The sequence below is a fragment of the Streptomyces sp. NPDC048461 genome (assembly GCF_055587105.1).
The window spans coordinates 54764-80071 of sequence record NZ_JBVJGW010000002.1; the positions used below are offsets into that span (position 1 = coordinate 54764).

General features: G+C 74.6%; 21 protein-coding genes. 15 read left to right on the forward strand and 6 right to left on the reverse strand.

The features are described from left to right. The first annotated feature begins 36 nt into the window (after positions 1–36). The 3 genes from ACZ6S8_RS03260 to ACZ6S8_RS03270 all read left to right on the forward strand — a co-directional run bounded on the left by ACZ6S8_RS03260 (position 37) and on the right by ACZ6S8_RS03270 (position 2435). Positions 37–1446 carry an AAA family ATPase gene (locus ACZ6S8_RS03260; protein ID WP_469451979.1) on the forward strand — a complete coding sequence of 470 codons (1410 nt, stop codon included), beginning with the start codon at positions 37–39 and terminating at the stop codon, positions 1444–1446. Beyond that, entirely contained in the window at positions 1443–1826 is a 384-nt protein-coding gene (locus ACZ6S8_RS03265; protein WP_469451981.1) for a nucleotide pyrophosphohydrolase, read from the forward strand. The genes ACZ6S8_RS03260 and ACZ6S8_RS03265 overlap by 4 nt, the downstream gene beginning before the upstream one ends. Before the next feature lie 123 nt (positions 1827–1949). Continuing rightward, the gene (locus ACZ6S8_RS03270) at positions 1950–2435 is read left to right on the forward strand and encodes a DUF6099 family protein (protein WP_469451983.1); all 486 of its coding nucleotides are present in this window, start codon (positions 1950–1952) and stop codon (positions 2433–2435) included. A gap of 56 nt (positions 2436–2491) precedes the next feature. Here the strand turns inward: ACZ6S8_RS03270 and ACZ6S8_RS03275 are convergent, their stop codons facing one another. Then, a complete protein-coding gene (locus ACZ6S8_RS03275; protein ID WP_469451985.1) occupies positions 2492–2734 on the reverse strand; it encodes a hypothetical protein in 243 nt (80 codons plus the stop codon). A 199-nt stretch (positions 2735–2933) separates the two neighbouring features. On the opposite strand from ACZ6S8_RS03275, the gene ACZ6S8_RS03280 reads away from it, so the two are divergent. The 7 genes from ACZ6S8_RS03280 to argF all read left to right on the forward strand — a co-directional run bounded on the left by ACZ6S8_RS03280 (position 2934) and on the right by argF (position 12056). Continuing rightward, complete coding sequence (locus tag ACZ6S8_RS03280) at positions 2934–3857, forward strand: LLM class F420-dependent oxidoreductase (RefSeq protein WP_469451987.1); 924 nt, start codon at positions 2934–2936, stop codon at positions 3855–3857. Between the two features lie 15 nt (positions 3858–3872). After that, positions 3873–4781 (forward strand): homocysteine S-methyltransferase, encoded by a 909-nt coding sequence (gene mmuM / locus ACZ6S8_RS03285; protein WP_469451988.1) that lies wholly within the window; start codon positions 3873–3875, stop codon positions 4779–4781. 42 nt (positions 4782–4823) lie between these two features. Beyond that, positions 4824–6389: a 3' terminal RNA ribose 2'-O-methyltransferase Hen1 gene (locus tag ACZ6S8_RS03290; protein WP_469451990.1), complete on the forward strand. Its 1566-nt coding sequence runs from the start codon at positions 4824–4826 to the stop codon at positions 6387–6389. Next, positions 6386–8962, forward strand: a complete 2577-nt coding sequence (locus tag ACZ6S8_RS03295; protein ID WP_469451992.1) for a polynucleotide kinase-phosphatase — start codon at positions 6386–6388, stop codon at positions 8960–8962. The genes ACZ6S8_RS03290 and ACZ6S8_RS03295 overlap by 4 nt, the downstream gene beginning before the upstream one ends. Before the next feature lie 192 nt (positions 8963–9154). Continuing rightward, the gene (locus tag ACZ6S8_RS03300; RefSeq protein WP_469451994.1) at positions 9155–9658 is read left to right on the forward strand and encodes a hypothetical protein; all 504 of its coding nucleotides are present in this window, start codon (positions 9155–9157) and stop codon (positions 9656–9658) included. Between the two features lie 55 nt (positions 9659–9713). Beyond that, the gene (locus ACZ6S8_RS03305; protein WP_469451996.1) at positions 9714–10940 is read left to right on the forward strand and encodes an arginine deiminase; all 1227 of its coding nucleotides are present in this window, start codon (positions 9714–9716) and stop codon (positions 10938–10940) included. A gap of 96 nt (positions 10941–11036) precedes the next feature. Further along, positions 11037–12056 (forward strand): ornithine carbamoyltransferase, encoded by a 1020-nt coding sequence (gene argF, locus ACZ6S8_RS03310; protein WP_469451998.1) that lies wholly within the window; start codon positions 11037–11039, stop codon positions 12054–12056. A gap of 83 nt (positions 12057–12139) precedes the next feature. Here argF and ACZ6S8_RS03315 read toward each other — a convergent pair whose 3' ends face one another. Beyond that, positions 12140–12577, reverse strand: a complete 438-nt coding sequence (locus tag ACZ6S8_RS03315) for an ATP-binding protein (RefSeq protein ID WP_469452000.1) — start codon at positions 12575–12577, stop codon at positions 12140–12142. 235 nt (positions 12578–12812) lie between these two features. On the opposite strand from ACZ6S8_RS03315, the gene ACZ6S8_RS03320 reads away from it, so the two are divergent. Next, entirely contained in the window at positions 12813–13640 is an 828-nt protein-coding gene (locus ACZ6S8_RS03320; protein WP_469452001.1) for an enoyl-CoA hydratase family protein, read from the forward strand. A 4-nt stretch (positions 13641–13644) separates the two neighbouring features. Beyond that, positions 13645–15990 (forward strand): bifunctional salicylyl-CoA 5-hydroxylase/oxidoreductase, encoded by a 2346-nt coding sequence (locus tag ACZ6S8_RS03325; protein ID WP_469452003.1) that lies wholly within the window; start codon positions 13645–13647, stop codon positions 15988–15990. Between the two features lie 40 nt (positions 15991–16030). Here ACZ6S8_RS03325 and ACZ6S8_RS03330 read toward each other — a convergent pair whose 3' ends face one another. From ACZ6S8_RS03330 to ACZ6S8_RS03340, 3 genes are all read right to left on the reverse strand, one after another. Then, complete coding sequence (locus ACZ6S8_RS03330) at positions 16031–16870, reverse strand: GNAT family N-acetyltransferase (protein ID WP_469452005.1); 840 nt, start codon at positions 16868–16870, stop codon at positions 16031–16033. A 92-nt stretch (positions 16871–16962) separates the two neighbouring features. Then, entirely contained in the window at positions 16963–17763 is an 801-nt protein-coding gene (locus ACZ6S8_RS03335; protein ID WP_469452007.1) for a PaaX family transcriptional regulator, read from the reverse strand. A gap of 4 nt (positions 17764–17767) precedes the next feature. Next, entirely contained in the window at positions 17768–19390 is a 1623-nt protein-coding gene (locus tag ACZ6S8_RS03340) for an AMP-binding protein (protein ID WP_469452008.1), read from the reverse strand. Positions 19391–19533: 143 nt separating this feature from the next. On the opposite strand from ACZ6S8_RS03340, the gene ACZ6S8_RS03345 reads away from it, so the two are divergent. Beyond that, positions 19534–20748: an acyl-CoA dehydrogenase family protein gene (locus tag ACZ6S8_RS03345; RefSeq protein ID WP_469452010.1), complete on the forward strand. Its 1215-nt coding sequence runs from the start codon at positions 19534–19536 to the stop codon at positions 20746–20748. Next, a complete protein-coding gene (locus tag ACZ6S8_RS03350; protein WP_469452012.1) occupies positions 20745–21143 on the forward strand; it encodes a RidA family protein in 399 nt (132 codons plus the stop codon). Before ACZ6S8_RS03345 ends, ACZ6S8_RS03350 begins: the two co-directional genes overlap by 4 nt. 127 nt (positions 21144–21270) lie before the next feature. Here ACZ6S8_RS03350 and ACZ6S8_RS03355 read toward each other — a convergent pair whose 3' ends face one another. Further along, positions 21271–22605 carry an aminopeptidase P family protein gene (locus ACZ6S8_RS03355; protein WP_469452761.1) on the reverse strand — a complete coding sequence of 445 codons (1335 nt, stop codon included), beginning with the start codon at positions 22603–22605 and terminating at the stop codon, positions 21271–21273. 286 nt (positions 22606–22891) lie between these two features. Between ACZ6S8_RS03355 and ACZ6S8_RS03360 the strand changes: the two genes are divergently transcribed. Then, positions 22892–25288 carry a collagenase gene (locus ACZ6S8_RS03360; protein ID WP_469452014.1) on the forward strand — a complete coding sequence of 799 codons (2397 nt, stop codon included), beginning with the start codon at positions 22892–22894 and terminating at the stop codon, positions 25286–25288. Positions 25289–25308: the final 20 nt, after the last annotated feature.

Here is a 25308-nt window from a genome sequence, read left to right on the forward strand (position 1 = left end):
CCCTCGGGGGGTCCGGCGGCCCGTACCGTCCGGCGCATGGACGCCACCGCCACCGCTCCCGACGCCGCCATCCCGTACGGGGAACCGGGCCTCGCACCCGCCGCCGTAGCCGCCGCGCTCGCCGTCGCGTTGGCCGACGCGCCGGCGGCGCCCGCTGCCGCCGCTTCGCCCGTGCCCGCGGCAACCGCCGTGCCCGCGGCGCGCATCGTGCCCGCTGCCCCTGCCCCTGCCGCTGCCCCTGCCGCTGCCGCCGCCCCGGCCGAGGCCGACCCGGTGGTGCCCGCCCAGGCCGGGGCGGGGGGCGTCGGGAGAGCGGCGGGCGCCCGGCACCGGCCCGTGCTCACCGAGTTACGGCTCTCCGCCTTCGGCTCGCACCGTGCGGCCGCCTTCCCCCTGGGGCCCGTCACCCTCTTCGCCGGGCCGAGCGGCAGCGGCAAGTCCCAGGTGCTGGACGCCTACACGGCCCTGGCCGCGCTGGGCTCCGGTGCCACGCTGGAGGAGGCCTTCCCGGACCCGGCCGCCCGCATCCCCGACCGGGCCGCCCCCGACGCCCAGCGCCGCCGGGGGTTCCGCATCGGCTGCACGGTGGACGGTCCCGCCGGGCCGGTCCGGCTCGACCTCGCCGTCCAGGCCGAGCCGGAGCTGCGGATCGTCGGCGAACGGCTCTCGCAGGACGGGCAGATCCTGCTCGGCACGGCCCTGCGCGACCCCGGCCGGCGCTCCGTGCAGGCGGCCTGGCTCACCGGCGGCACCGTCGGCGTCACCCGGGCCCCGCTCCCCGACGACCGGCTCGGCACCGCCCTGCTCCCGCTCCGCGTCGCCGGCGCCACGGCCGGCCAGCGGCAGGTGCTGGCCGCCGCCGAGCAGGTGGTGGTGGCCCTGCGCTCGGTGTTCCCGTGCGACCCCCGGCCGGACCGGATGCGCGCCCCCGTGCCGCCGGGGGAGGGCCGGCTGTCCGAGGACTGCGCCAACCTCGCCGACGTACTGCGCCGCACCCGCCACGAGTGCGGCACCCGCCACGCGCTGCTGACCGCGGCGGCCCGTACCGGCTGCGCGGGACCCGTGGCCGGCCTGGAGGTGCGCGACCGGGCCGACGGCCTGCTCGCCGCCGTGCTGGACCGGGGTCCGGACCGGCCCGCCACCGAGCTCGCCCGGCTCGGCTCGGGCGAGCTCCGGTTCCTCGCCCTGGCGCTCGTCCTGCTGACCGGACCGGGCGTGCTGGCGGTGGATCCGGCGGCCGAACTGCCCTCCGCACGGCAGGTCCTGACGGTGCTGGCCGACGGTCTCGACCGCGGCCTGGACCGGCGCCAGGGCGACGAACTGCTGCGCCTGGCGCTGCTGTCCTGCGGGCGCGGCCACCTGCGGCTGACCGCGGCCGTGGGGGAGGGGACCGCGGAGGCGGCCCGTGGGCTCGCGGGCGTCGCGGTGGTAGACCTGACCCCATGAACGACACGGACACGCACCGGCCCCGCGACGACGAACGGCTGTACCGGCTCCAGCGGCGGCTCGCCGCGTTCGCGCGGGCGCGGGACTGGGCCCCGTACCACACGCCGAAGAACCTGGCCGTGGCGCTGAGCGTGGAGGCGGCCGAACTCGTCGAGATCTTCCAGTGGCTGACGCCGGAACAGTCCGAGAAGGTCATGGAGAAGCCGGAGAGCGCGCACCGGGTGGCCGACGAGGTGGCCGACGTGCTCGCGTATCTCCTGCAGTTCTGTGAGGTCCTCGGGGTGGATGTGCTGGATGCGCTCGCCGCGAAGATCGAAAGGAACGAGCTCCGCTTCCCGGTGACGGGTGCGCAGACCCCAAATCGTCACTCTTCGGAGTGACGGCCTCGTCCACAATCACGTTTGTGTCCACATTTTCCGAATACCCCTGGCTTTACTGGCCCATTGCCCTCACTCTGGGTAGTGATGGGAACGGCGGGATGTCGTGCGGACGGGGGACGGCATATGGATGCGGTACGGCTCATCGCGGCCGGCCGGCACGCGCTGGCACAGAGCGGGGCTGCGTGGGACATCGTGGGCGAGGCCTGGCAGGCACAGGCGCTCGCGCAGGGCATAGGCGGCTATCTGGCGGTCACCGGACCGCCGGAGATGAGAGCGGAGGCACGGGGACTGGGTGAAGCGGGAGGCAGAGGCTGCGGGGTGCTCGACCGGGCCGCCCTGCGCGGTGAGGGCAGCGCCCCGGAACAGCCGCCGCGGGCGGCGCAGCTGGCCGGGGTGGCGGATGTCCGGCAGGCGCTGCTCGGGCTCCAGGCGCTGCTGGGAGAAGTGGGCATAGCCCTGGTCGGGGTGGCCTGCGGGACGGACGACGAGACCCTGTACTGGCAGTGCATCGAGTCGATCGACGCGGCCGACGAGTCGAGCGACCGGGTCCGGGCGATCCTGCGCCGGATGACGGTCCGGGAGCGGGGTTCCGCCTCCGGGGTGCTCTGAGGCCGCCGGCCCGCCTCGCGGGCCGGGTCCCGTCGCGGGCGACGGGACCCGCACGGTCAGGACGACCGGTGGGCGGTGCCCGGGCCTTCCGTGACGCGGTCCGCGGAGGACTGGAGATCGGCGTCGAGCTGCGTGAGGTCGGCGTTCAGCGCCTCCATCAGCTCTTCCATCTGCTGCAGCAGGCCCTTGGGTGCTCCGCCAGGGGCGGCTGCCGCGGACTCCCGGCCCGTGGGGTCGGCTGCGGCCCGTCCGGTCTGTCCTGTGTGCCGGGGGTTCTCCGGCACGGCCTCGTGGGACATGGGGCCTCCTCGGCCCTGGCCCTTCCGGGAGGGAAGGGGGCGGCGGACGCACCGGCGTGACGCCGCCGGCGCGCGGGCCGGGCGGTCCGGCTCCGTCCGGGCAACGATCCCCGTCCGGGCCGGTCACCGGCGGGTCGGCGGTGGGCCGTCCGGCGGACGCAGATTCACCCTGCGGGGGCGCGCGGGGCAGGATGGGGGCATGGATCTTCGCATTTTCACCGAGCCCCAGCAGGGTGCGAGCTACAACACCCTCCTGAGCGTCGCCAAGGCCACCGAGGAACTGGGCTTCGACGCGTTCTTCCGCTCCGACCACTACCTGCGCATGGGTTCGGCGGACGGCCTCCCGGGCCCCACCGACGCCTGGATCACCCTCGCGGGCCTGGCCCGCGAGACCCGGCGGATCCGACTGGGCACGCTCATGACGGCCGGCACCTTCCGGCTGCCCGGCGTGCTCGCCATCCAGGTGGCCCAGGTCGACCAGATGTCCGGCGGGCGCATCGAACTGGGCCTGGGCGCGGGCTGGTTCGAGGACGAGCACAAGGCGTACGGCATCCCCTTCCCGGCGGAGCGGATGGCCCGGCTGGAGGAGCAGCTGGCCATCGTCACCGGCCTGTGGGCCACCCCGCCCGGCTCCGCCTTCGACTACACGGGCACCCACTACCAGGTGGAGAACTCGCCGGCGCTCCCCAAGCCGGCCCAGGCCAAGGTGCCCGTCCTCATCGGCGGCCACGGCGCCAAGCGCACCCCGCGGCTCGCCGCGCGGTACGCGGACGAGTTCAACATGCCGTTCGCCTCCATCGCGGACAGCGAGCGGCAGTTCGGCCGGGTCCGCGAGGCCGCCGAGGAGGCCGGCCGCAAGCCCGACGACCTCGTCTACTCCAACGCCCTCGTCGTGTGCGTCGGCAAGGACGACGCCGAGGTGGCCCGCCGGGCCGCCGCCATCGGCCGCGACGTCGAGGACCTCCGGGCCAACGGGCTGGCGGGTTCTCCCGCCGAGGTCGTGGAGAAGATCGGGGCGTACGCGCAGACCGGCTCCTCCCGCGTCTACCTCCAGGTCCTCGACCTCGACGACCTGGACCACCTGGAGCTGATCTCGGCCCGGGTCCTGTCCCAGCTCGGCTGACGGGGGTCCGCACCGATGACGCGCGCGTCCGGCCCGCTCGCCGCAGCCCTCGCCCGGGGGACGGTGGTCCTGGACGGCGGGCTGAGCAACCAGCTCGCCGCCCAGGGCTGCGACCTGTCCGGCGGCCTGTGGACGGCCCGGGTCCTCGCCGGGGAACGGGAGCAGGTCGCCGCCGCCCACACCGCCTACGCGCGGGCCGGAGCGCAGGTGCTCACCACCGCGAGCTACCAGGTCGGCTACGAGGCCTTCGCCGCCCGCGGCCACGACCGGCGGGCGACCACCGCCCTGCTGCGGCGCAGCGTCGTCCTCGCCGCCCGCGCGGCCGAGGCCGCCGACCACGAGGTGTGGGTGGCTGCCTCGGTCGGGCCGTACGGGGCGGTGCTCGCGGACGGCTCCGAGTACCGCGGCCGGTACGGCCTGACCGTGCGGGAGCTCGCCGCCTTCCACCGTCCCCGCATTGAGGCCCTGCTCGCCGCGGATCCCGACGTGCTGGCCCTGGAGACCGTGCCCGACCCCGACGAGGCCGAGGCCCTGCTCACGGTCCTCGCCGAGACCGGTGCGCCGGCCTGGCTGAGCTACACGGTCTCCGGCGGCCGCACCCGCTCCGGCGCACCCCTGCCGGAGGCCTTCGCGCTCGCCGCGCGGGCGCCGCAGGTCATCGCCGTCGGCGTCAACTGCTGCGACCCGTCGGACGTCCTGCCCGCCCTCGAAGCGGCGGCGACCGCCACCGCCAAGCCGCTGCTGGCCTACCCCAACGACGGCTCCGTCTGGGACGCGGCCGCCGGCACCTGGGACCCGCCGCCCGCCCCCGTCCCCTGGCCCACCGCCGCCTGGCAGTGCGCCGGCGCCCGCCTCATCGGCGGCTGCTGCCGCATCGGCCCCGCCCGCGTCACCGCCCTGACCCGCAGCCCGCACGCCGGATAAATCCCTGGTCGGCGGGCGGGCGCGCGGTCAATACTCGGTCGTGTGTTCCTGACGATCTCCACCACCGGCTCCCCCGAACGTCCCGCCACCGACCTGGGCTACCTGCTGCACAAGCATCCCGGCAAGGCGCAGGAGTTCTCCACCTCCCACGGCACCGCCCACGTGTTCTACCCCGAGGCCACGGCCGAACGGTGCACGGCGGCCCTGCTGCTGGAGGTGGACCCCGTCGCACTCGTGCGGCGCGGCCAGGGCAAGGGCCGGGGCGGGGCGCCCGACGCCGCGCTCGCGCAGTACGTCAACGACCGCCCGTACGCCGCGTCCTCGCTGCTCGCCGTCGCGCTCAGCGGCGTGTTCCGCAGCGCGCTGGCGGGCCAGTGCACCGCCCGCCCCGAGCTGCCGGAGCAGACGCGCCCGCTGCGGGTCGAGATCCCGGTGCTGCCGGCGCGCGGCGGCGCCGGGCTCGTGCACCGGCTGTTCGAGCCGCTCGGCTGGGACCTCGTACGGGCGGAGCCCCTGCCGCTCGACGAGCGGTTCCCCGAGTGGGGGGACTCCCGGTACGTACGGCTCGTACTGGAGGGGGAGCTCAGGCTCGCGGACGCCCTGCGGCAGCTGTACGTCCTGCTGCCGGTCCTGGACGACGCCAAGCACTACTGGATCTCCCAGGACGAGGTCGACAAACTGCTGCGCGCCGGGGAGGGCTGGCTCGCCGCCCACCCCGAGAACGGCCTGATCAGCTCGCGCTACCTGGCGCGGCACAAGGGCCTGACCCGGGACGCCCTGCAGCGCCTGGAACTGGTCCGGCTCGCCGAGTCCGACGGCAGCGAGGTCGAGGAGCTCGACAACGCCGTCGACGAGGACCGGGACACCGAGGAGCGGCCCGTCCCGCTCGCCGTGCTGCGCCGCGAGGCCCTCCTCGCCGCACTGCGCGGCGCCGGCGCCCAGCGGGTGCTGGACCTCGGCTGCGGACAGGGACAGCTGGTCCAGGCCCTGCTCAAGGACCCGGCGTACACCGAGATCGTCGGGGTGGACGTGTCCATGCGGGCGCTGCACCTCGCCGCGAAGCGGCTGCGGCTGGAGCGGATGGGGGAGCGGCAGAGCTCCCGCGTCCGGCTGCTCCAGGGGTCGCTCGCGTACACCGACAAGCGGCTGGCCGGCTACGACGCGGCCGTGCTCAGCGAGGTGATCGAGCACCTGGACCTGCCCCGGCTGCCCGCCCTGGAGTACGCGGTCTTCGGCTCGGCCCGGCCGCGCACGGTCCTCGTGACCACTCCGAACGTCGAGTACAACGTCCGCTGGGAGACCCTGCCCGCCGGGCACGTCCGGCACGGCGACCACCGCTTCGAGTGGACCCGGGAGGAGTTCCGGGCCTGGGCGCACGAGGTGGCGCGCCGGCACGGGTACGGGGTCGAGTTCGTCCCCGTCGGCGACGACGACCCCGAGGTGGGGCCGCCGACCCAGATGGGCGTCTTCACCCGGGCCGACACCGACGCCACCACCGACACCGACGCCGCCACCGACGCCACGACCGCCGCCGGCACCACCCCGGGTGCCGACGCCACCGGCACCACCGCGACCACCGGCACCCCGAAGGAGGGCGAGGCCGCATGACCACCACCACGACCACCACCGCCACGGAGACCGACCGGCAGCACCGCGTCCTTCCGGTCACCGACCTGTCCCTCGTCGTCCTGATCGGGGCCACCGGATCGGGCAAGTCCACGTTCGCCCGCAAGCACTTCAAGCCCACCGAGGTCATCTCCTCCGACTATTGCCGGGGCCTGGTCGCGGACGACGAGAACGACCAGAGCGCCAGCAAGGACGCCTTCGAGGTCCTGCACTACATCGCCGGCAAGCGCCTCGCCGCCGGCCGCCTCACCGTCGTGGACGCCACCAGCGTCCAGGCCGACGCCCGCCGGCAGCTGGTCCAGCTCGCCCGCGAGCACGACGTGCTGCCCATCGCCATCGTCCTCGACCTGCCCGAGCAGGTCTGCGCCGAGCGCAACGCGGCCCGCCCCGACCGGGCCGGCCTGCCGCGCGCCGTCATCCAGCGACACCGCCGGGACCTGCGCCGCTCGCTGCGCGGCCTGGAGCGCGAGGGCTTCCGCAAGGTGCACGTCCTGCGCACCGTCGAGGAGGCCGAGCGCGCCGAGGTCGTCCTGGAGAAGCGGTTCAACGACCTCACGCACCTCAGCGGTCCCTTCGACATCGTCGGCGACATCCACGGCTGCTCCTCCGAGCTGGAGACCCTCCTCGCGAAGCTGGGCTACGAGGACGGCGTCCACCCCGCGGGCCGCACCGCCGTGTTCGTCGGCGACCTCGTCGACCGCGGACCGGACAGCCCGGGCGTCCTGCGCCGGGTCATGGGCATGGTCCGGTCCGGCAACGCCCTGTGCGTACCGGGCAACCACGAGAACAAGCTCGGCCGCCACCTGAAGGGCTCCAAGGTCCAGCGGACCCACGGCCTGGCCGAGACGATCGAGCAGCTGGAAGGCGAGTCCGAGGAGTTCGTCGGCGAGGTGCGCGATTTCATCCGCGGCCTCGTCAGCCACTACGTGCTCGACGGCGGCAGGCTGGTCGTCTGCCACGCCGGTCTGCCCGAGAAGTACCACGGCCGCACCTCCGGCCGGGTCCGCTCGCACGCGCTGTACGGGGAGACCACCGGCGAGACCGACGAGTTCGGCCTGCCCGTGCGCTACCCGTGGGCCGAGGACTACCGCGGCAAGGCCGCCGTCGTCTACGGCCACACCCCGGTCCCGGACACCACGTGGATCAACAACACCATCTGCCTCGACACCGGCGCCGTGTTCGGCGGACGGATGACAGCCCTGCGCTGGCCCGAGCGCGAACTGGTCGACGTACCGGCCGAGAAGGTCTGGTACGAGCCGGTCAGGCCGCTCGCCGCCGAGGCGCCGGGCGGACACGACGGACGGCCGCTGGACCTCGCCGACGTCCACGGCCGCCGGATCGTGGAGACCCGGCACCTGGGCAACGTCACCGTCCGCGAGGAGAACGCGGCCGCCGCCCTGGAGGTCATGAGCCGCTTCGCGGTGGACCCCCGGCTGGTGCCCTACCTGCCGCCGACCATGGCGCCGACGGCAGCCTCCCGCGAGGACGGCCACCTGGAGCACCCGGCGGAGGCCTTCGCGCAGTACCGCAAGGACGGCATCGTCCAGGTGGTGTGCGAGGAGAAGCACATGGGCTCGCGGGCCACCGTCCTGGTGTGCCGGGACGCGGCCGCCGCCCGCGAGCGCTTCGGCGTGGACGGGCCGACCGGATCCGTCTACACCCGGACCGGGCGGGCCTTCTTCCACGACCCCGAGGTCACCGAGGAGGTCCTGGACCGGATCCGCTCGGCGGTCACCGACGCGGGTCTCTGGGAGGAGCTGGACACTGACTGGCTGCTCCTCGACGGGGAGCTCCTGCCCTGGTCCCTGAAGTCCGCCGGCCTGCTCCGCCACCAGTACGCCGCCGTGGGCGCGGCCGCCCGCCACGTCTTCCCCGGCGCCCTCGGCGCACTGGAGGCGGCGGCCGCCCGCGGCGTCGACACCGGAGCGCTGCTGGCCCGCCAGCGCGACCGGTCCACGGACGCGGCGGCCTTCACCGAGGCCTACCGCCGCTACTGCTGGCCCACGGACGGACTGGACGGCGTACGGTTCGCGCCGTTCCAGCTGCTGGCCGCGGCCGGGCGCTCGCTGGCGGCCGTGCCCCACGACGAGCAGCTGTTCTGGCTCGACCGGCTCGTCGCCGCCGACGAGGCGTCCGGCACCGGGCTGCTGCGCCGCACCGGCCGGATCCTGGTGGACACCGGCGACGAGGAGTCCGTACGGGCCGGCACCGACTGGTGGCTGGAGCTGACGGCCGCCGGCGGCGAGGGCATGGTCGTCAAGCCGCTCCAGGCCTACGCCCGGGACGGCAAGGGCCGGCTGGTGCAGCCCGGCGTCAAGGTGCGCGGGCGGGAGTACCTGCGGATCATCTACGGTCCGGAGTACACCCGCCCCGACCACCTGGAGCGGCTGCGCGACCGGTCCCTCGGCCACAAGCGGTCGCTCGCCCTGCGCGAGTACGCGCTGGGGCTGGAGGCACTGGACCGGCTGGCCGCGCAGGAGCCGCTGTGGCGGGTTCACGAGGCGGTCTTCGCGGTGCTCGCGCTGGAGTCGGAGCCGGTCGACCCCCGGCTCTGACCGCGCCGCCCGGGACCACCGCCGACGGGTCGCCGCTCCGTGAGGCACGTGCCGTAAAGCAAGGCCCCCCGTACGGCCGCGAATTAGGTCGTATGGGGGAACTTTCGCGGAGAACTCCGGGAATACCACCGGCGGGATCGTTCATCCAGGGCAGCGGAATGTCCGCGAACCTGGAAGGACGGAACGTCACTTATGAAGATGACCGCGCGCGGAAGCATTGCGGCGCTCATGACCTGTCTGGCCGCGGCCGGCGCGGCCACCCCGGCCGTGGCCGACTCGGTCCCGGTCGGTGTCCCGTTGGAAGCCGTCGAGACGTCCCTCGGAGTGGACGCCCCGCGCGTGGCGACCGGGGTTCCGGTCCCGGTCGTCGGAGCGCCCGACGTCCCCCGCCACCACACGGGCGACATGCTCCCGACCCCACTGCTCCCGACCGTCCCGATCGGAGCCGAGCTGGGCGACACGCTCGTCGCCTCGCCGGTGCCCAACCTGCTGGGCACGCCGGAGACGGACGGCGAGGGCTCCCTGGGCTCGCCGGCCACCACCCTGCGCACCCGCACCCCGGGTGCGGTCGTCGGCTCCCCGCTGACGATGCCGGACGGATCCAACTTCGGGCTGCCGAACCTGACGACGCCCAAACTGGGCCTCATCGCGCCGGAGTTGACCGGCGCTCCGGCCGCCCTTCTCGGCCTGCGCTGAGACGGCGTGGCGGACGCCACGTGAGAACGCCGCCCGGTCTGGGAACGTGTACCGCATGGGATTCCATGTCGACTCCGAGACCGGGCGGCTGCGCCGCGTCATCCTCCACCGGCCGGACCTGGAGCTGAAGCGGCTCACACCGGGCAACAAGGACGCGCTCCTCTTCGACGACGTGCTGTGGGTGCGCCGGGCCCGCCAGGAGCACGACGGGTTCGCCGACGTCCTGCGCGACCGGGGCGTCGAGGTCCACCTCTTCGGCGACCTGCTGACCGAGGCGCTGGAGATCCCCGAGGCGAGGCACCTCGTCCTCGACCGGGTCTTCGACGAGAAGGAGTACGGCCCGCTCGCCACCGACCACCTGCGCGCGGCCTACGACGGGCTCGGCTCGGCCGAACTGACGGAGGCCCTGGTCGGCGGGATGACGAAGCGGGAGTTCCTGGAGCGGCACCCCGAGCCGGTGTCGGTGCGCTTCCACGCCATGGAGCCGGACGACTTCCTGCTGGGGCCGCTGCCCAATCACCTGTTCACCCGGGACACCTCGGCCTGGATCTACGACGGGGTGTCGATCAACGCGATGCGCTGGCCGGCCCGGCAGCGCGAGACGGTGCACTTCGAGGCGATCTACCGGCACCACCCGCTCTTCACCTCCTCCGGCGCCTTCCACTACTGGTCGCAGGGCCAGGCGGACTACCCCTCGACGATCGAGGGCGGGGACGTGCTCGTCATCGGCAACGGCGCGGTGCTCATCGGCATGAGCGAGCGGACCACCCCGCAGGCCGTGGAGATGCTGGCGCGCGGCCTGTTCGCCGCCGGCTCGGCGACGACGATCGTGGCCCTCGACATGCCGAAGCGGCGGGCCTTCATGCACCTGGACACGGTCATGACGATGGTCGACGGAGATACGTTCACTCAGTACGGGGGGCTGGGCATGCTGCGCTCCTACACGATCGAGCCGGGCGCGGAGGCGCACGAGCTGAAGGTGACCGACCATCCGCCGGAGCACATGCACCGGGCCATCGCGGCGGCGCTCGGCCTGGACGCGATCCGGGTGCTGACCGCGACGCAGGACGTGCACTCCGCGCAGCGGGAGCAGTGGGACGACGGGTGCAACGTGCTGGCCGTGGAGCCCGGGGTGGTGGTCGCGTACGAGCGGAACGTGACGACCAACACGCACCTGCGCAAGCAGGGCATCGAGGTGATCGAGATCCCCGGGAGCGAGCTGGGCAGGGGCCGCGGCGGGCCGCGCTGCATGAGCTGTCCGGTGGAGAGGGACGCCGTCTGAGGGCCGCCGTCCGAGGGCCGCCCCGGTATGTATATCAATACGGAGCATCGTATAGACTTCCAGCATTACCTGTCACCGTGACGCTGGAGCGACGCCATGGCCACCGACCTCGTCGGCCGCAGTTTCCTCAAGGAGCTCGACTTCACCGCCGCCGAGTTCCGCGGCCTGGTCGAGCTGGCCGCCGCGCTCAAGGCGGCCAAGAGGGCCGGCCGCGAGGAGCGCCTGCTCCGGGGCAGGAACATCGCCCTGATCTTCGAGAAGACCTCCACGCGCACCCGCTGCGCCTTCGAGGTCGCCGCGGCCGACCAGGGTGCCCACACCACCTACCTGGACCCGTCCGGATCCCAGATGGGCCACAAGGAGTCGGTCAAGGACACGGCCCGCGTCCTGGGCCGGATGTTCGACGGGATCGAGTACCGCGGCGACAGCCAGCGGGCCGTCGAGGAGCTGGCCGAGCACTCCGGCGTGCCCGTCTTCAACGGCCTCACCGACGACTGGCACCCCACCCAGATGCTGGCCGACGTCCTGACCATGACCGAGCACAGCGACAAGCCGCTGGAGCGGATCGCCTTCGCCTACCTCGGCGACGCCCGCTTCAACATGGGCAACTCCTACCTCGTCACCGGCGCGCTGCTGGGCATGGACGTCCGCATCGTCGCCCCCGAGGCCTACTGGCCCGCCGCGTCCGTCGTCGCCCGGGCCCGGGAGCTCGCCGCCGCCAGCGGCGCGCGGATCACCCTGACCGAGGACGTCGCCGAGGGCGTGGTGCAGGCCGACTTCGTCGCGACCGACGTGTGGGTCTCCATGGGCGAGCCCAAGGAGGTCTGGGACGAGCGGATCGCCGACCTGTCCCCGTACGCCGTCACCATGGACGTGCTGCGCGCCACCGGGAACCCGGACGTGAGGTTCCTGCACTGCCTGCCGGCCTTCCACGACCTCGACACCGAGGTCGGCCGGGGGGTCCTGGAGCGCCACGGGCTCGACTCCCTGGAGGTCACGGACGAGGTGTTCGAGTCGGCGCACTCCGTCGTCTTCGACGAGGCGGAGAACCGGCTGCACACCATCAAGGCCGTGCTCGTCGCCACGCTCGCCGGGCCCCCGGCGGTACCCGCATAGTCATGCCCGGCCCCGCGGGGCCGGGATTCCGGCGCCGGGACCGGTCCGCGCGGGGTCCGTCCGCGCGGTCCGCGCCGAATCCGTCACGCCGTTCCGGGCCGGGGCCCGGCCGGCCGCGCCGCGAGGATGAACCACACCGCCTTCCCGTGCTCGGTGCGCCGGTGGCCGCAGGCCGAGCTCAGGGTGCGGATCAGCAGCAGTCCACGGCCGTGCTCCTGCCACGGGTCGGGGTGGTCGTCGTCCGGCCGGGCCGTCAGGTCGCCGGGCGGCCGCGGGTCCCCGTCGTGCACCTCGACCCGGCAGCCGCCCGCCAGCAGCTCCACGACCAGCTCGATCGCGGCCCCGGCCGCAGTGTGCTCCACGGCGTTGGCGACCATTTCCGCGGTCAGCAGCTCCGCCGTGCCGCTGTCGGCCGAGGGCGCCTCGACGTCCGCCAGCGCGGTGCGCACGAGGGCGCGGGCGAGGGGTACGGCCGCCGGCGTGTGGGGCAGGGCGATCCGCCAGGCGGAGGGGTCGGGCACGGCAGGTCCGTCCGTTCCGTGGGGTCGGGGCACGTGGGGGAGGGGCCCGCTCCCCACGAAGAGATGGGCCCGCTTTCAACCATACGAAGTCGAAACGGTGAAGCGTAGGGCACCCCGGCGCAAGCGCCGGGGGACCAGCGTCACGGCCGGGCGGGACCTCCGGCACCGCGCGGCGATCCTTCCTCCTGTCGCGCTTTCGTGACGGCAGTCACGATCCGGTGATACCGTCGTCCGTGTGAGCCCCTTCACCGGTTCCACGACAGCGACCGAACGGTGGCGCCACCTCCGGGTGACCCGGCAGGACGGCGTGGCCACCGTCACCTTCGACCGCCCCGAGAAGCTCAACGCCCTCACCTTCGGCGCCTACGCCGACCTCCGGGACCTGCTGGCCGAACTGTCCCGCGAGCGCTCCGTCCGCGCCCTGGTGCTCGGCGGAGAGGGCCGCGGCTTCTGCTCCGGCGGCGACGTGGACGAGATCATCGGCGCCACCCTCGCCATGGACACCGCCCAGCTCCTCGACTTCAACAGGATGACCGGCCAGGTGGTCCGCGCCATCCGGGAATGCCCCTTCCCGGTGATCGCCGCCGTCCACGGGGTCGCCGCCGGAGCCGGAGCCGTCCTCGCCCTCGCCGCCGACTTCCGCATCGCCGACCCCACCGCCCGCTTCGCGTTCCTCTTCACCCGCGTCGGCCTGTCCGGCGGCGACATGGGCGCCGCCTACCTGCTGCCCCGCGTCGTCGGCCTCGGCCACGCCACCCGGCTGCTGATGCTCGGAGAACCCGTACGCGCCGCCGAGGCCGAGCGGATCGGCCTGCTGAGCGAGCTCACCGAGGAGGGCAAGGCCCACGTACGGGCCGCGGAACTGGCCGCCCACCTGGCCGCCGGGCCCGCCCTCGCCCACGCGCAGACCAAGGCGCTGCTCACCGCCGAGCTCGACATGCCGCTCGCCGCGTCCGTGGAGCTGGACGCCAACACCCAGGCCCTGCTGATGCACGGGCAGGACTACGCGGAGTTCCACGCGGCCTTCACCGGGAAGCGGCCGCCGCAGTGGAAGGGCAGGTAGCCGGATGTCCGCGCACGCCCTGCGGGTGGCCGTCGTCGGCGGGGGACCGGGAGGGCTCTACGCCGCCGCGCTGCTGGCCCGGCAGGGCCACGCCGTGGAGGTCTGGGAACGGGGCGCGCCCGAGGACGCCTTCGGCTTCGGCGTGGTGCTCTCCGACGAGACCCTGGGCGGCATCGAGCAGGCCGACACGGTGGTCTACGCGGCCCTGAGCGCCGAGTTCGTGCGCTGGGACGACGTGGACGTCGTGCACCGGGGACGGATCCTCACCTCCGGCGGCCACGGTTTCGCCGCCCTCGGACGCCGCCGGCTCCTGGAGATCCTGCACGAGCGCTGCGCCGGTCTCGGCGTCCGGCTCCGCTTCCGTACGCCGGCCCCGGCGCCGGCGGCGCTCACCGCCGCGTACGACCTGGTGGTCGCGGCGGACGGGGTGCGCAGCGCGATCCGCGAGCACGGGGCCGCGCACTTCGGGCCGACCGTGACCGAGGGGCGCTGCCGGTACATCTGGCTCGCCGCCGACTTCGCCCTCGACGCCTTCCGCTTCGAGATCGCGGAGACCGAACACGGCGTCATGCAGCTGCACGCCTACCCGTACGCCCGCCCGGCGGCGCCCGGCGGCGCCCCGGTCCTGCCGGCCGGCCCGCAGGGCCCGCTCGGCGCCTCCACCGTGATCGTGGAGATGCGGGAGGAGGTGTGGCGCGCGGCCGGCTTCGACCTCTGCGACGAGGCCGAGTCGGCCGCCCGCTGCGCCAAGATCTTCAGCGAGGCCCTGCGGGGAAGGCCGCTGTACGGCAACCGGTCGGCGTGGACCCGGTTCCGTACGGTCACCAACACCCGCTGGTCGCACGGCACCACGGCCCTGCTCGGCGACGCGGCGCACACCGCGCACTTCTCCATCGGCTCCGGCACCAAGCTCGCCGTGGAGGACGCCGTCGCCCTCGCCGGAGCCGTCGCCGAAGCGGTCGCCGCCACCGGGGACGACGACGCGGTGGACGTGCCCGCCGCGCTCGCGGCGTACGAGGCGGCGCGCCGCCCGGCGGTGGCCAGCACCCAGCGCGCGGCGGCGGCCAGCATGCGCTGGTTCGAGGAGATCACCGGCTGCACCGGCCAGCCCGCCCGCCAGTTCGCCTTCAACCTGCTCACCCGCAGCCGCCGCGTCACCCACGACAACCTGCGGCTGCGCGACGAACGCTTCACCCGCGGCGTGGAACGCGACTTCGGCTGCCCCGACGAGGAGGCCGGGCACGGGCGGACGCCCCCGATGTTCACCCCGTTCACCCTGCGCGGCCTGACCCTGCGCAACCGGGTCGTCGTCTCACCGATGGACGTGTACGCGTCCCGGGACGGCGTGCCCGGGGACTTCCACCTCGTCCACCTGGGCGCGCGGGCGCTCGGCGGCGCCGGCCTGGTGATGACGGAGATGGTCTGCGTCAGCGCCGAAGGCCGGATCACCCCCGGCTGCGCCGGGCTGTACACGCGGGAACAGGCCGACGCCTGGAAGCGGATCACCGCCTTCGTCCACACCTCCGCGCCCGGCACCGCGCTGGGCGTCCAGCTCGGCCACTGTGGCCGCAAGGGCTCGACCCGGGTGATGTGGGAGGGCATGGACGACCCGCTCCCGGAGGGCAACTGGCCCCTCGTCGCCGCCTCCGCCCTGCCCTACCGGCCCGGCGTATCAGCCGTCCCGCGGGCCCTGGACGCCGCCGGACTCGCCTCCGTCCGCTCCGAGTTCGCGGCGGCCGCCGTCCGGGCCGCGGACTGCGGCTTCGACCTGCTGGAGCTGCACTGCGCCCACGGATACCTGCTCTCCGGGTTCCTCTCGCCGCTGACCAACCACCGCACGGACGCCTACGGCGGCTCCCTGGAGAACCGGCTGCGCTTCCCCCTGGAGGTCTTCGACGCGGTCCGCGCCGTCTGGCCCGCGGACCGCCCGATGACGGTCCGGCTCTCGGCCACCGACTGGGCCCCGGGCGGCACCACCGCCGAGGACGCGGTCCGGATCGCGGCCGCGTTCGCCGAGCACGGCGCGGACGCCGTCGACGTGTCGACCGGTCAGGTGGTCGCGGACGAGAGCCCCGAGTACGGACGCTCGTACCAGACCCCCTACGCCGACCGGATCCGCAACGCGCTGGGCGTCCCCGTCATCGCGGTCGGCGCCATCTCCTCCTGGGACGACGTGAACTCCCTGCTCCTGGCCGGACGCGCCGACCTCTGCGCGCTGGGCCGCCCCCACCTGTACGACCCGCACTGGACCCTGCACGCCGCCGCCGAACAGGGCTACGAGGGCCCGGCCGCCCCCTGGCCCGCCCCCTACCGCGCGGGCAGCCGGCCCCCGCCCACGGGGCGCGGCTGACCCGGCGCGGGACGGCTCCGGGAGCTGCCGGCGGAGGTCGTCAGGCCGCCACGACCACCGCGCGGTCCTCGACCGGGGCGTAACCCAGGCGCAGGTAGACGCCGTTGCTCGTGGGGTTGGCCAGGTCGGTGAAGAGCAGGACCTCGGCGGCGCCGGCCGCGTACGCCGCCTCGCTCACGGCGTGGGTGACCCCGGCGGCGTACCCCCGGCCCCGGGCCTCCGGCAGCGTGTAGACCGGCCCGACCCGCGAGGTCCCGCCGATGGGCTGGGAGAACGAGGCCAGCGCGACCGGGGCGCCCGCGCGCTCCCAGAGCCGGATGCCGCCGTACGCGATCCGGTCGCGCAGCGCGGCCTCGGAGGCGCTGCCCGGCGCCCCCACCTCCCGGTCGAACGCCGCGGTCCACTCCAGCAGCAGCGGCAGATCGGCCTCCTCGGCGGTCCGGGCCCGCCCGGTCGGGGCGGGATCCGGGGCGATCAGCCCGGCCAGCCGGTACAGGCGGTTCTCCCCGGCCACGCGGGCCGCGCGCCCCCAGGCCCCGGCGAGCGCGTCCGCGTCGGGCCGCCGGGCGTTGAACCCGCTGATCCCCGCGAGCAGCGGCTCGGTGGCCAGGGCGCCGGCCAGTGCCCGGACCGCCTCGGCGGGCAGCGCCCCGAGCAGCAGCGGGTGCGGCGGGGTGCACAGCAGGCCCGCGGCGACGGTTCCGTCGGGGCCGGTCCACCAGCCGAAGAGCGGATCGGCGCGGCCGTAGGCGTGCGGACCGCGCCGCTCCAGCGCGTCGGCGGTGGTCAGCAGCAGGGAGTTCGGCACGGGACGCGCGGCCAGGGCGGGGCCCGCCGCGGCCAGGTAGGCCGTCAGGTCGGAGGTGAAGGTCCAGGTCATGGGCCATCGTCACCCGCCGGCGCGGTCCGCCGCACCGTGATTTTGCGCCTCCGCACCCGGCCGGACCGGCCCGGACCCGCCCGGCCCCGCCCTCACGGCCCGGCGAACCGCCCGCCGGAGTCCCGCAGCCGCGCGTGCAGTTCCGCGAAGACGGCCGCCGCCCGGTCGCCCGGCCAGTCCGCCGGGAGCAGCTCGCGGGGCAGCCCGGGATCGGCGTACGGGAGGTGGCGCCAGGTGTCCAGGGCGAGGAGGTAGCCCCGGTAGGCCTCCTCCGGGGTCGGCTCCGGACCCGACTGCAGGGCGCGCAGCGCGGGCTCGTGCAGGTCGAGGAACTCCTCGTGCTGCTTGGCCAGGGCCGCCAGGTCCCACCAGCGGGCCACCGCCTCGGCGGTCGGCGCGAAGCCGAGGTGCGCGCCGCGGAACAGTTCCACGTACGGGGTCAGGCCCAGCCGGTCCAGCATGTGGCCGGTCTCCTCCGCGAGTCCCGCCGGGGCGATCCACACCCCCGGCGCCACCGTCCCGAACCCGAGCCGGGCCAGCCGCGAGCGCAACAGGTGCCGCTTGTGCCGCTCCTGCTCCGGCACGGAGAAGACCGCCACCAGCCACTCGTCGGAGGGCCGCGGGCTGCCGTAGATCCGCCGGTCGCCGTCGTCCAGCAGCTGCCGCGCCTCGGCGGACAGCTCGTACGCCGCCGAGCCGTCCGCCGCGCGCGCGGGCAGCAGGAGGCCGCGCCGCTTCAGCCGGGACACCGACGAGCGGACCGACGGGGCGTCCACGCCGGCCGCGCCCAGCAGGCGGATCAGCGCGGACACCGGGACCGGGCCCTCGAAGGCCCGCCCGTAGGCACCGTAGAACGTGACGATCAAGGATCGCGGGGTGTGCTGCTCGACCACGGGTTCACTCTAGATCGCGCAGCCGGAAGCGTTGCAGCTTCCCCGTCGCCGTCCGCGGTAGCGCGGGCAGGAAGACGAAGACGCGCGGGCACTTGTGCGGGGCCAGCTCGGCCCGCATGAAGGTCCGCAGCGCCTCCTCGGACAGCACCGCGCCCGGGCGGGCGACCGCGTACGCCACCACGATCTGGCCGCGCCGCTCGTCGGGACGGCCGACCACCGCCGCCTCCGCCACGTCCGGGTGGCGCAGCAGGGCCTCCTCGACCTCCGGTCCGGCGATGTTGTAACCGGACGAGATGATCATGTCGTCGGCGCGGGCGACGTACCGGAAGTAGCCCTCCGCGTCGCGCACGTAGGTGTCGCCGGTCAGGTTCCACCCGCCCTGGACGTAGTCCGCCTGCCGCGGATCGGCGAGGTAGCGGCAGCCCACCGGGCCCCGTACGGCCAGCAGCCCGGGCTCGTCGTCGGCGACCGGCCGCCCCGAGCGGTCCACCACCCGGGCCTGCCAGCCCGGTACCACCCGGCCGGTGGTACCGGGGCGGATGTCCTCGTCGGCGGCCGAGATGAAGATGTGCAGCAGCTCGGTCGCCCCGATGCCGTTGATGATCCGCAGCCCGGTCCGCTCCAGCCAGGCCTGCCAGGTGGCGGCGGGCAGGTTCTCCCCGGCCGACACGCAGCGGCGCAGCGCGGACAGGTCGTGCGCGCCCACGTCGTACGGTCCCAGCGCGTCCAGCATCGCCCGGTACGCGGTGGGGGCGGTGAACAGCACCGTCACCCGGTGCTCGGCGAGCGCGGGCAGCAGGTGCCGCGGCCCCGCCTCCTCCAGCAGCAGCGCGCAGGCGCCCGCGCGCAGCGGGAAGACGACCAGCCCGCCGAGGCCGAAGGTGAACCCGAGCGGCGGACTGCCCGCGAACACGTCGTCCGGCCGGGGCCGCAGCACGCTGCGGGAGAAGGTGTCGGCCACCGAGAGCACGTCGCGGTGGAAGTGCATGCAGCCCTTGGGGCGCCCGGTGGTGCCGGAGGTGAACGCGATCAGGGCGACGTCGTCGGCGGAGGTCTCCACGGCCGCGAAGGGCGCCCCCTCGTACCGCTCGGCGCGGCGCAGCAGGTCGTCAGGGCCGTCGCCCCCGTACGGGGTGATCCGCAGCCCCGGCACGTCGGCCCGGGTCAGGTCCTCCATGACGTCGGCGTGGCACAGGGCGTGCCCCACCCGGGCCAGCGCGCAGACCGTGGCCAGCTCCTGCGCCCGCTGCTGGGGCAGCACAGTGACCGCGACCGCCCCCGCCTTGACCACCGCGAGCCAGCAGGCGGCGAGCCAGGGGCCGGTGGGGCCGCGCAGGAGCACCCGGTTGCCGGGGACGACCCCGAGGTCGGCCGTGAGCACGTGGGCGAGCCGGTCCACCCGCTCGCGCAGTCCGCCGTACGTCCACACCTCCCCGGAGCCGCTGCGGAAGGCCGGGCGGTCGGGGCCGAACCGGGTGATGGTGGTGTCGAGCAGCTCGGCCGCGCAGTTCAGGCGGTCCGGATAGACCAGCTCGGGCAGCTCGAAGACGAGGTGCGGCCAGCTGCCCGCGGGGGGCAGGTGGTCGCGGGCGAAGGTGTCGGCGTGCGCGGATGGGTTGAGGTCCACAGCGGGTTCGCCCCCTTGCGACGGTCCGGGGTGGGTGGAGCCGGCCGTGCGGCGCCCTCCCGGCCACTGCTGGAAGGTGCTTCTGGAGCGTATCGTGATGGTGACGACAGTCAACAGGACGCGATAGATGCGGGGATGTTCGAATGACCGGATTCGCGCTCGGGGTGGACCAGGAGGAGTGGTGCGCGCACGTGCGCACCCTGGCGGCCGAGCGGCTCGGGCCGCTCGCCGCGAAGGGGGAGCCTGGCCGGGTCAACCGCCCGCTCCTGGCGGAACTGGGGGAGCTGGGCCTGCTGGAGCGGGTGTTCACCTCGGGCGCGCTCGACCTGTGCCTGCTGCGCGAGTCCCTCGCGTACGGCTGCACGGAGGCCGAGACGGCGCTGGCCCTGCAGGGGCTCGGCGCCCACCCGGTGCTCCGGTCCGGCAGTGCGGCGCAGCGGGAGCGCTGGCTGCCGCGGGTGCGGGCCGGCCGGGCGGTGGCCGCCTTCGCGCTGAGCGAGCCGGGGGCGGGCTCGGACGCGGCGGCGCTGGCGCTGGCGGCGGTGCCCGACGGGGCGGGCTGGCGGCTGCGCGGCGAGAAGTGCTGGATCTCGAACGCCCCGGAGGCGGATTTCTACACCGTGTTCGCCCGTACGGGTGAGGCGCCGGGCGCGAAGGGGGTGTCGGCCTTCCTGGTCCCCGCGGACCGCCCCGGCCTCGGTGGCGAGGCCCTGGACATGCTGTCCCCGCACCCCATCGGCTCGCTGTCCTTCGACGGGGTCCCGGTCGGCCCCGAGGACCTGCTCGGCCCGCCGGGACAGGGGTTCCGGGTCGCGATGGACACCCTGAACCTGTTCCGGCCGAGCGTCGGCGCGTTCGCGGTGGGCATGGCCCGGGCCGCCCTCGACGCGACGCTCGCGCACACGGCGGGCCGGACCGCCTTCGGCGGGGTGCTGGGCGACCTCCAGGCGGTGGCGCACCGCGTGGCGGAGATGGCCACCCGCACGGAAGCGGCCCGGCTGCTGGTGTACGCGGCGGCCGGCGCCCACGACCGGGGCTCCCCGGACGTGCCGCGCCGGGCGGCGATGGCGAAGCTGCTGGCCACCGAGACGGCCCAGTACGTGGTCGACCACGCGGTGCAGCTGCACGGGGCGGTCGCCCTGCGCCGGGGCCACCTGCTGGAACACCTCTACCGGGAGGTGCGGGCGCCGCGGATCTACGAGGGGGCCAGCGAGGTGCAGCGCACGATCATCGCGAAGGAGCTGTACCGCGACCACGCGGCGGCGCAGCGGGGCGCCGGGCCCGCCGGTCCGCCCGCCGACCCGGTGCGGGCGCCGTCGGGTCCGGTGCCGCCGGCCGGGGAGGCGGTCGCGCGATGAGCCTGGAGCGGATCAACCCGGCCGAGCTGTCGCCGCCGACGGGCTTCTCGCACGCCGTGACGGCGACCGGCTCCCGGCTGGTGTTCCTGGCCGGCCAGACCGCGCTCGACGCCGCCGGCACGGTCGTGGGCGCGACCCTGCCGGAGCAGTTCGAGTGCGCGCTGGCCAACCTCCTCGCCGCCCTCGCCGCGGCGGGCGGGGCCCCGGCGGACCTGGCCCGGGTGACGGTGTACGCCACGGACGTGGCGGCGTACCGGACCCACGCGGCCGAACTGGGCCGGGTGTGGCGCCGGCTGGCGGGCCGCGACTACCCGGCGATGGCCCTCGTCGGCGTGGTCCGCCTCTGGGACGAAGAGGCGCTGGTCGAACTCGACGGGGTCGCGGTCCTGCCCTGACGGACGGCGCGGACCGCCGGGCGGACCCGGCGGCCCGCCCGTTCGGCTCGGCCCGGCCGATCGGCCCTGCCCGGCCCGCCCGTTCGGCCCGGCGCTCGGCCCCGCCCCGCCCGGCGGGCGGCCCGGATCAGCGGGCGGCGTCCAGGAGGCGGCCCATCCACTCCTCGATGCCCGCCACCGTGCGCGGCAGCGCGCCCGACATCAGGCGGGCCCCGTTCGCCGTGACGACCAGGTCGTCCTCGATGCGGACGCCGATGCCGCGCAGCTCCGGCGGGAGCGTCTCGTCGTCCGGCTGGAGGTACAGCCCCGGTTCCACCGTCAGGACCTGGCCCTCCTCCAGCACGCCGTCGAGGTAGGTGTCCGCCCGCGCCTGCGCGCAGTCGTGCACGTCCAGGCCGAGCATGTGGCCGCTGCTGCACAGGGTGTAGCGCCGGTGCAGGTCGCCCTCGGCGTGCTTGAGGACGCCCCACTGGGCCAGGCCCTCCGCGATCACCCGCATGCCGGCCCGGTGGAAGTCGCGGAAGCTCGCGCCCGGCCGCAGCGCCGCCATGCCCGCCTCCTGGGCGGCCAGGACCACCTCGTACACCTGCCGCTGGACGGAGGAGAAGCGGCCCGACAGCGGGAGGGTGCGGGTGATGTCGGCGGTGTACAGGGTGTCCGTCTCCACGCCCGCGTCCAGGAGCAGCAGTTCGTCGCGGTCGAGCCGGCCGTCGTTGCGGATCCAGTGCAGCACGCAGGCGTGGGCGCCGGAGGCCGCGATGGTGTCGTAACCCGTGCCGTTGCCCTCCGCCCGGGCGCGCAGGCCGAAGACCCCCTCGATCCACCGCTCCCCGCGCGGGTGCGCGAGGGCGCGGGGCAGTTCCCGTACGACGTCCTCGAAGCCCGCCGCCGTGTGGTCGACCGCCAGCTGCAGCTGTGCGACCTCCCAGGCGTCCTTCACCAGGCGCAACTCCGAGAGCGCGGTGGCGAGTTCGGTGTCGGTGGCCGGGGCGCGGCCCGTCGGGGAGCCCAGGGTGTCCAGGTGGGCGCAGCGGATGCCGGTGAGGCGCTCCGCCTCCGCGAGGTCCGCCCGGCGGCCCACCCAGAACTCCCCGTACCGGCGGTCGCGGTAGAACTCCTCGTTCCCGCCGGCCCGCGGCGAGCGCGGCCGCAGGTACAGCACGGCCTCGTGCGCGTGCGGGCCCGACGGCTCCATGACCAGGACGTGCCCCACCTGGTCCTCGCCGGTGAGACCGGTCAGCCAGGCGTACGCGCTGTGCGGGCGGAAGCGGTGGTCGCAGTCGTTGGAGCGGACCGTGAGCTCACCGGCCGGGACGATCAGGCGCTCGCCGGGGAAGCGCGCCGAGAGCCGGGCGCGGCGGGCCGGGGTGACGTCGTACGCCTGGACACGGGCGGAGCCGGGCAGCGGCGAGGCCGCCCAGTTCCCCGCCATGAACCGGGACAACTCGGCTGACACCGGCAGGTCGTGGCTGCCGGTGTTGAGCCGGGGCCCGGGGCCGGGAGGAGCCCCGGAGGGGGTGCGGTGCGCGGTGCCGGAGGGGGTGTCGGTCACGGGGGCTCCCTCGAGAAGAAGCGAACTGGTGGGCGCACAGGGCTTGTCAGTGCAATTTCACATTACTATGTTACAGCTCACACCGCGGCAGATTAATCCCCGTCAAACGCCGCGTGACGCAGGGCAGTTCCTCCGCGCCATCCGCGCCGCACCACCGCACCTCGTCCCCCACCTCCCCTCCCCTCAGGAGTCCTTGGTGTTCCAGCACAGAGCTGTGCGCACGTCCCTCCTCTCCGCCGCCGTGGCGGTCACCCTCCTCGCCACCGCCGGCCAGGCCGTGACCCAGGCCGCCGACCGGGCGGTCCCCGCCGCCGCGGGCTCCCCGGTGTCCGGCACGTTCTCCTCCGGGGCTCCCGCGACCGCGGCGCCGAACCCCTTCGACGAGGTGGAACGCTTCGCCGACGCCCGCGAGGACACCCCGGCCCCCGCACCGGCCCCGGGCGGTACGGCGCTCACCGGCCAGGTCCCCGGCGCCGCCACCCCCGCGCCCGCCGCGGCCGAGCGGACCGAGAAGAGCCGCAAGGCGGCCGCGCAGGCGGCGCCCACGACGCGCGGCCTCGCCGTCGCCGTCCCCTGCACCCTCGACGGGATCACGAACCTCGGCCCCGAGCAGTTCGCCGACTTCCTCGGCGACCAGGCCGTCCTCGCCGGCGGCTGTCTGCGCGGCCTCATCTGGACCTGGGACGCCCGCCTCGCGCCCGTCATGTCCGACGCGCACGTCCAAGCCGTCTCCCGGCGGATATCCAGCCTGTCCGCCGCCCACGACGGCTCCAACTTCTCGCACCTGGAGGAGATGTTCACCTACCTGCACGCCGTCGCCTACCACGACTACTCGCGCGGCGAGATCGACGTCACCGACGCACCGACCGTCGACGCGATGCGCCGGGCCATCGCCGACTTCGGCAACGCCGCCCGCACCTTCGACGTCACCCGCAGCAACGCCAACACCCTGCGCGAGGCCCTCTACGCCGCCAGCGCCCCGGGCCTGCGCCAGCACCAGCTGGGCCTGATCAAGAAGGTCCTGGCCACCATGGACCCGGCCCACCCGGCCACCCACCTCGACGCCGGCTGGGCGGGCGCCGCACTGGCCGCCCTCTCCGTCAACTACCTGGGCGTCTACCCGGGCAACCAGGACGCGGCGTTCCAGGCGGCGGCCGCCGCCGACCCGGCCTACCGGGCCGCCTTCAAGGCCTTCGCCGGCTACGTCCACCTCAAGGGCACCGCCAACGCCTGGGTGGTGCGCGACGCGATCAGCGAGTACGGGCGCTTCGGCGAGATCCCGGCCCTGCGGGCCCAGGTCACCGCCGACCTGGGCGCCATGCTGGAGCCCGTCCGCACGGCCTTCGGCAACGGCAGCCAGCCCTGGGCCAAGGTCGTCTCCTGGCTCAACTACTTCCAGGCCTGCAAGCAGTACGGCGTGTGCAAGGAGGACATCGAGCGGCAGATCTTCCCGTACACCTACACCTACGACAACGGCGCCATCAAGGTCCGCACCGGCCTGGACCGGGCCACCGTGGACCAGCTCTACTACGCGAGCAAGCAGGTCAAGGCCCAGTACCACCGCGTCCTCGGCACCGACCAGCCGCTGGCCGGCGACCCCAACACCACGCTGAACATCGTGCTGTACGGCTCGCGCGCCGACTACGAGAACTACCACCCGATCCTGACGGGCTACGACACGAACAACGGCGGCATCTACATCGAGAACGGCGCCACGTTCTACACCTACCAGCGCCGCGTCCCGCAGGACTCCTCCCTCACCCTGGAGGAGCTCTTCCGCCACGAGTACACGCACTACCTCAACGGCCGCTACGCGGTGCCCGGGTTCTTCGGCGAGGGCCCCTGGTACGAGGGCGACCGCACGACCGCCATGGACGAGGGCACGGCCGAGTTCTTCGACGGGGCGACCCGCGACGACGGCATCGCCGTCCGCAAGTCCCTGGTCAAGAGCATCATGAGCGACACGGCCGGCGGCGGCCCGCGGATGACGGTGGAGCAGCTGCTGAACGCCACCTACGACGGCGACGGGTTCCGCTTCTACAGCTACGCGGGCACCTTCTTCGAGTTCCTCTGGGCCCAGAAGCCCTCGCTGCTGCGCGAGATGTACACCCACCTGCGCAACAACGACGTCGCCGCGTACGACGCCTGGCGCCACCGGACGGGCGCCGACACCTACCTCCAGCGCGACTACGACCGCTTCCTCGACGCGCAGATCGCCAAGGTCGACCAGCTCTTCGTGCCGAACACCAGCTTCACGCCGAACGGGCAGCTGCGCGACGCCGCGCTCGCCTCCGTGAAGTCCTCGTTCGCCACGGCGACCTACAACACCCCGGACTGCGTGGAGAACGGCGACGCCGGCAAGCGCCGGTTCACCTGTACCGGCCGGATCACCGCGAACCTGAAGAACTGGCGCAGCGACGACCAGAACTTCAAGGACATGTCCGAGACGGTCGACTACTTCATCCTGGACCGGGCGGGCGCGGCCTCCAACAACCTCGCCGACATGAACTGCTCCTTCGGGCCCGTCGAGATCTGGACCAACAAGGTCGCCGGCTCGTCCGCGTACAGCTGTGAGGGCCCCCTCCGCAGCTGATCCTCCCGCGGCCGCCGCGC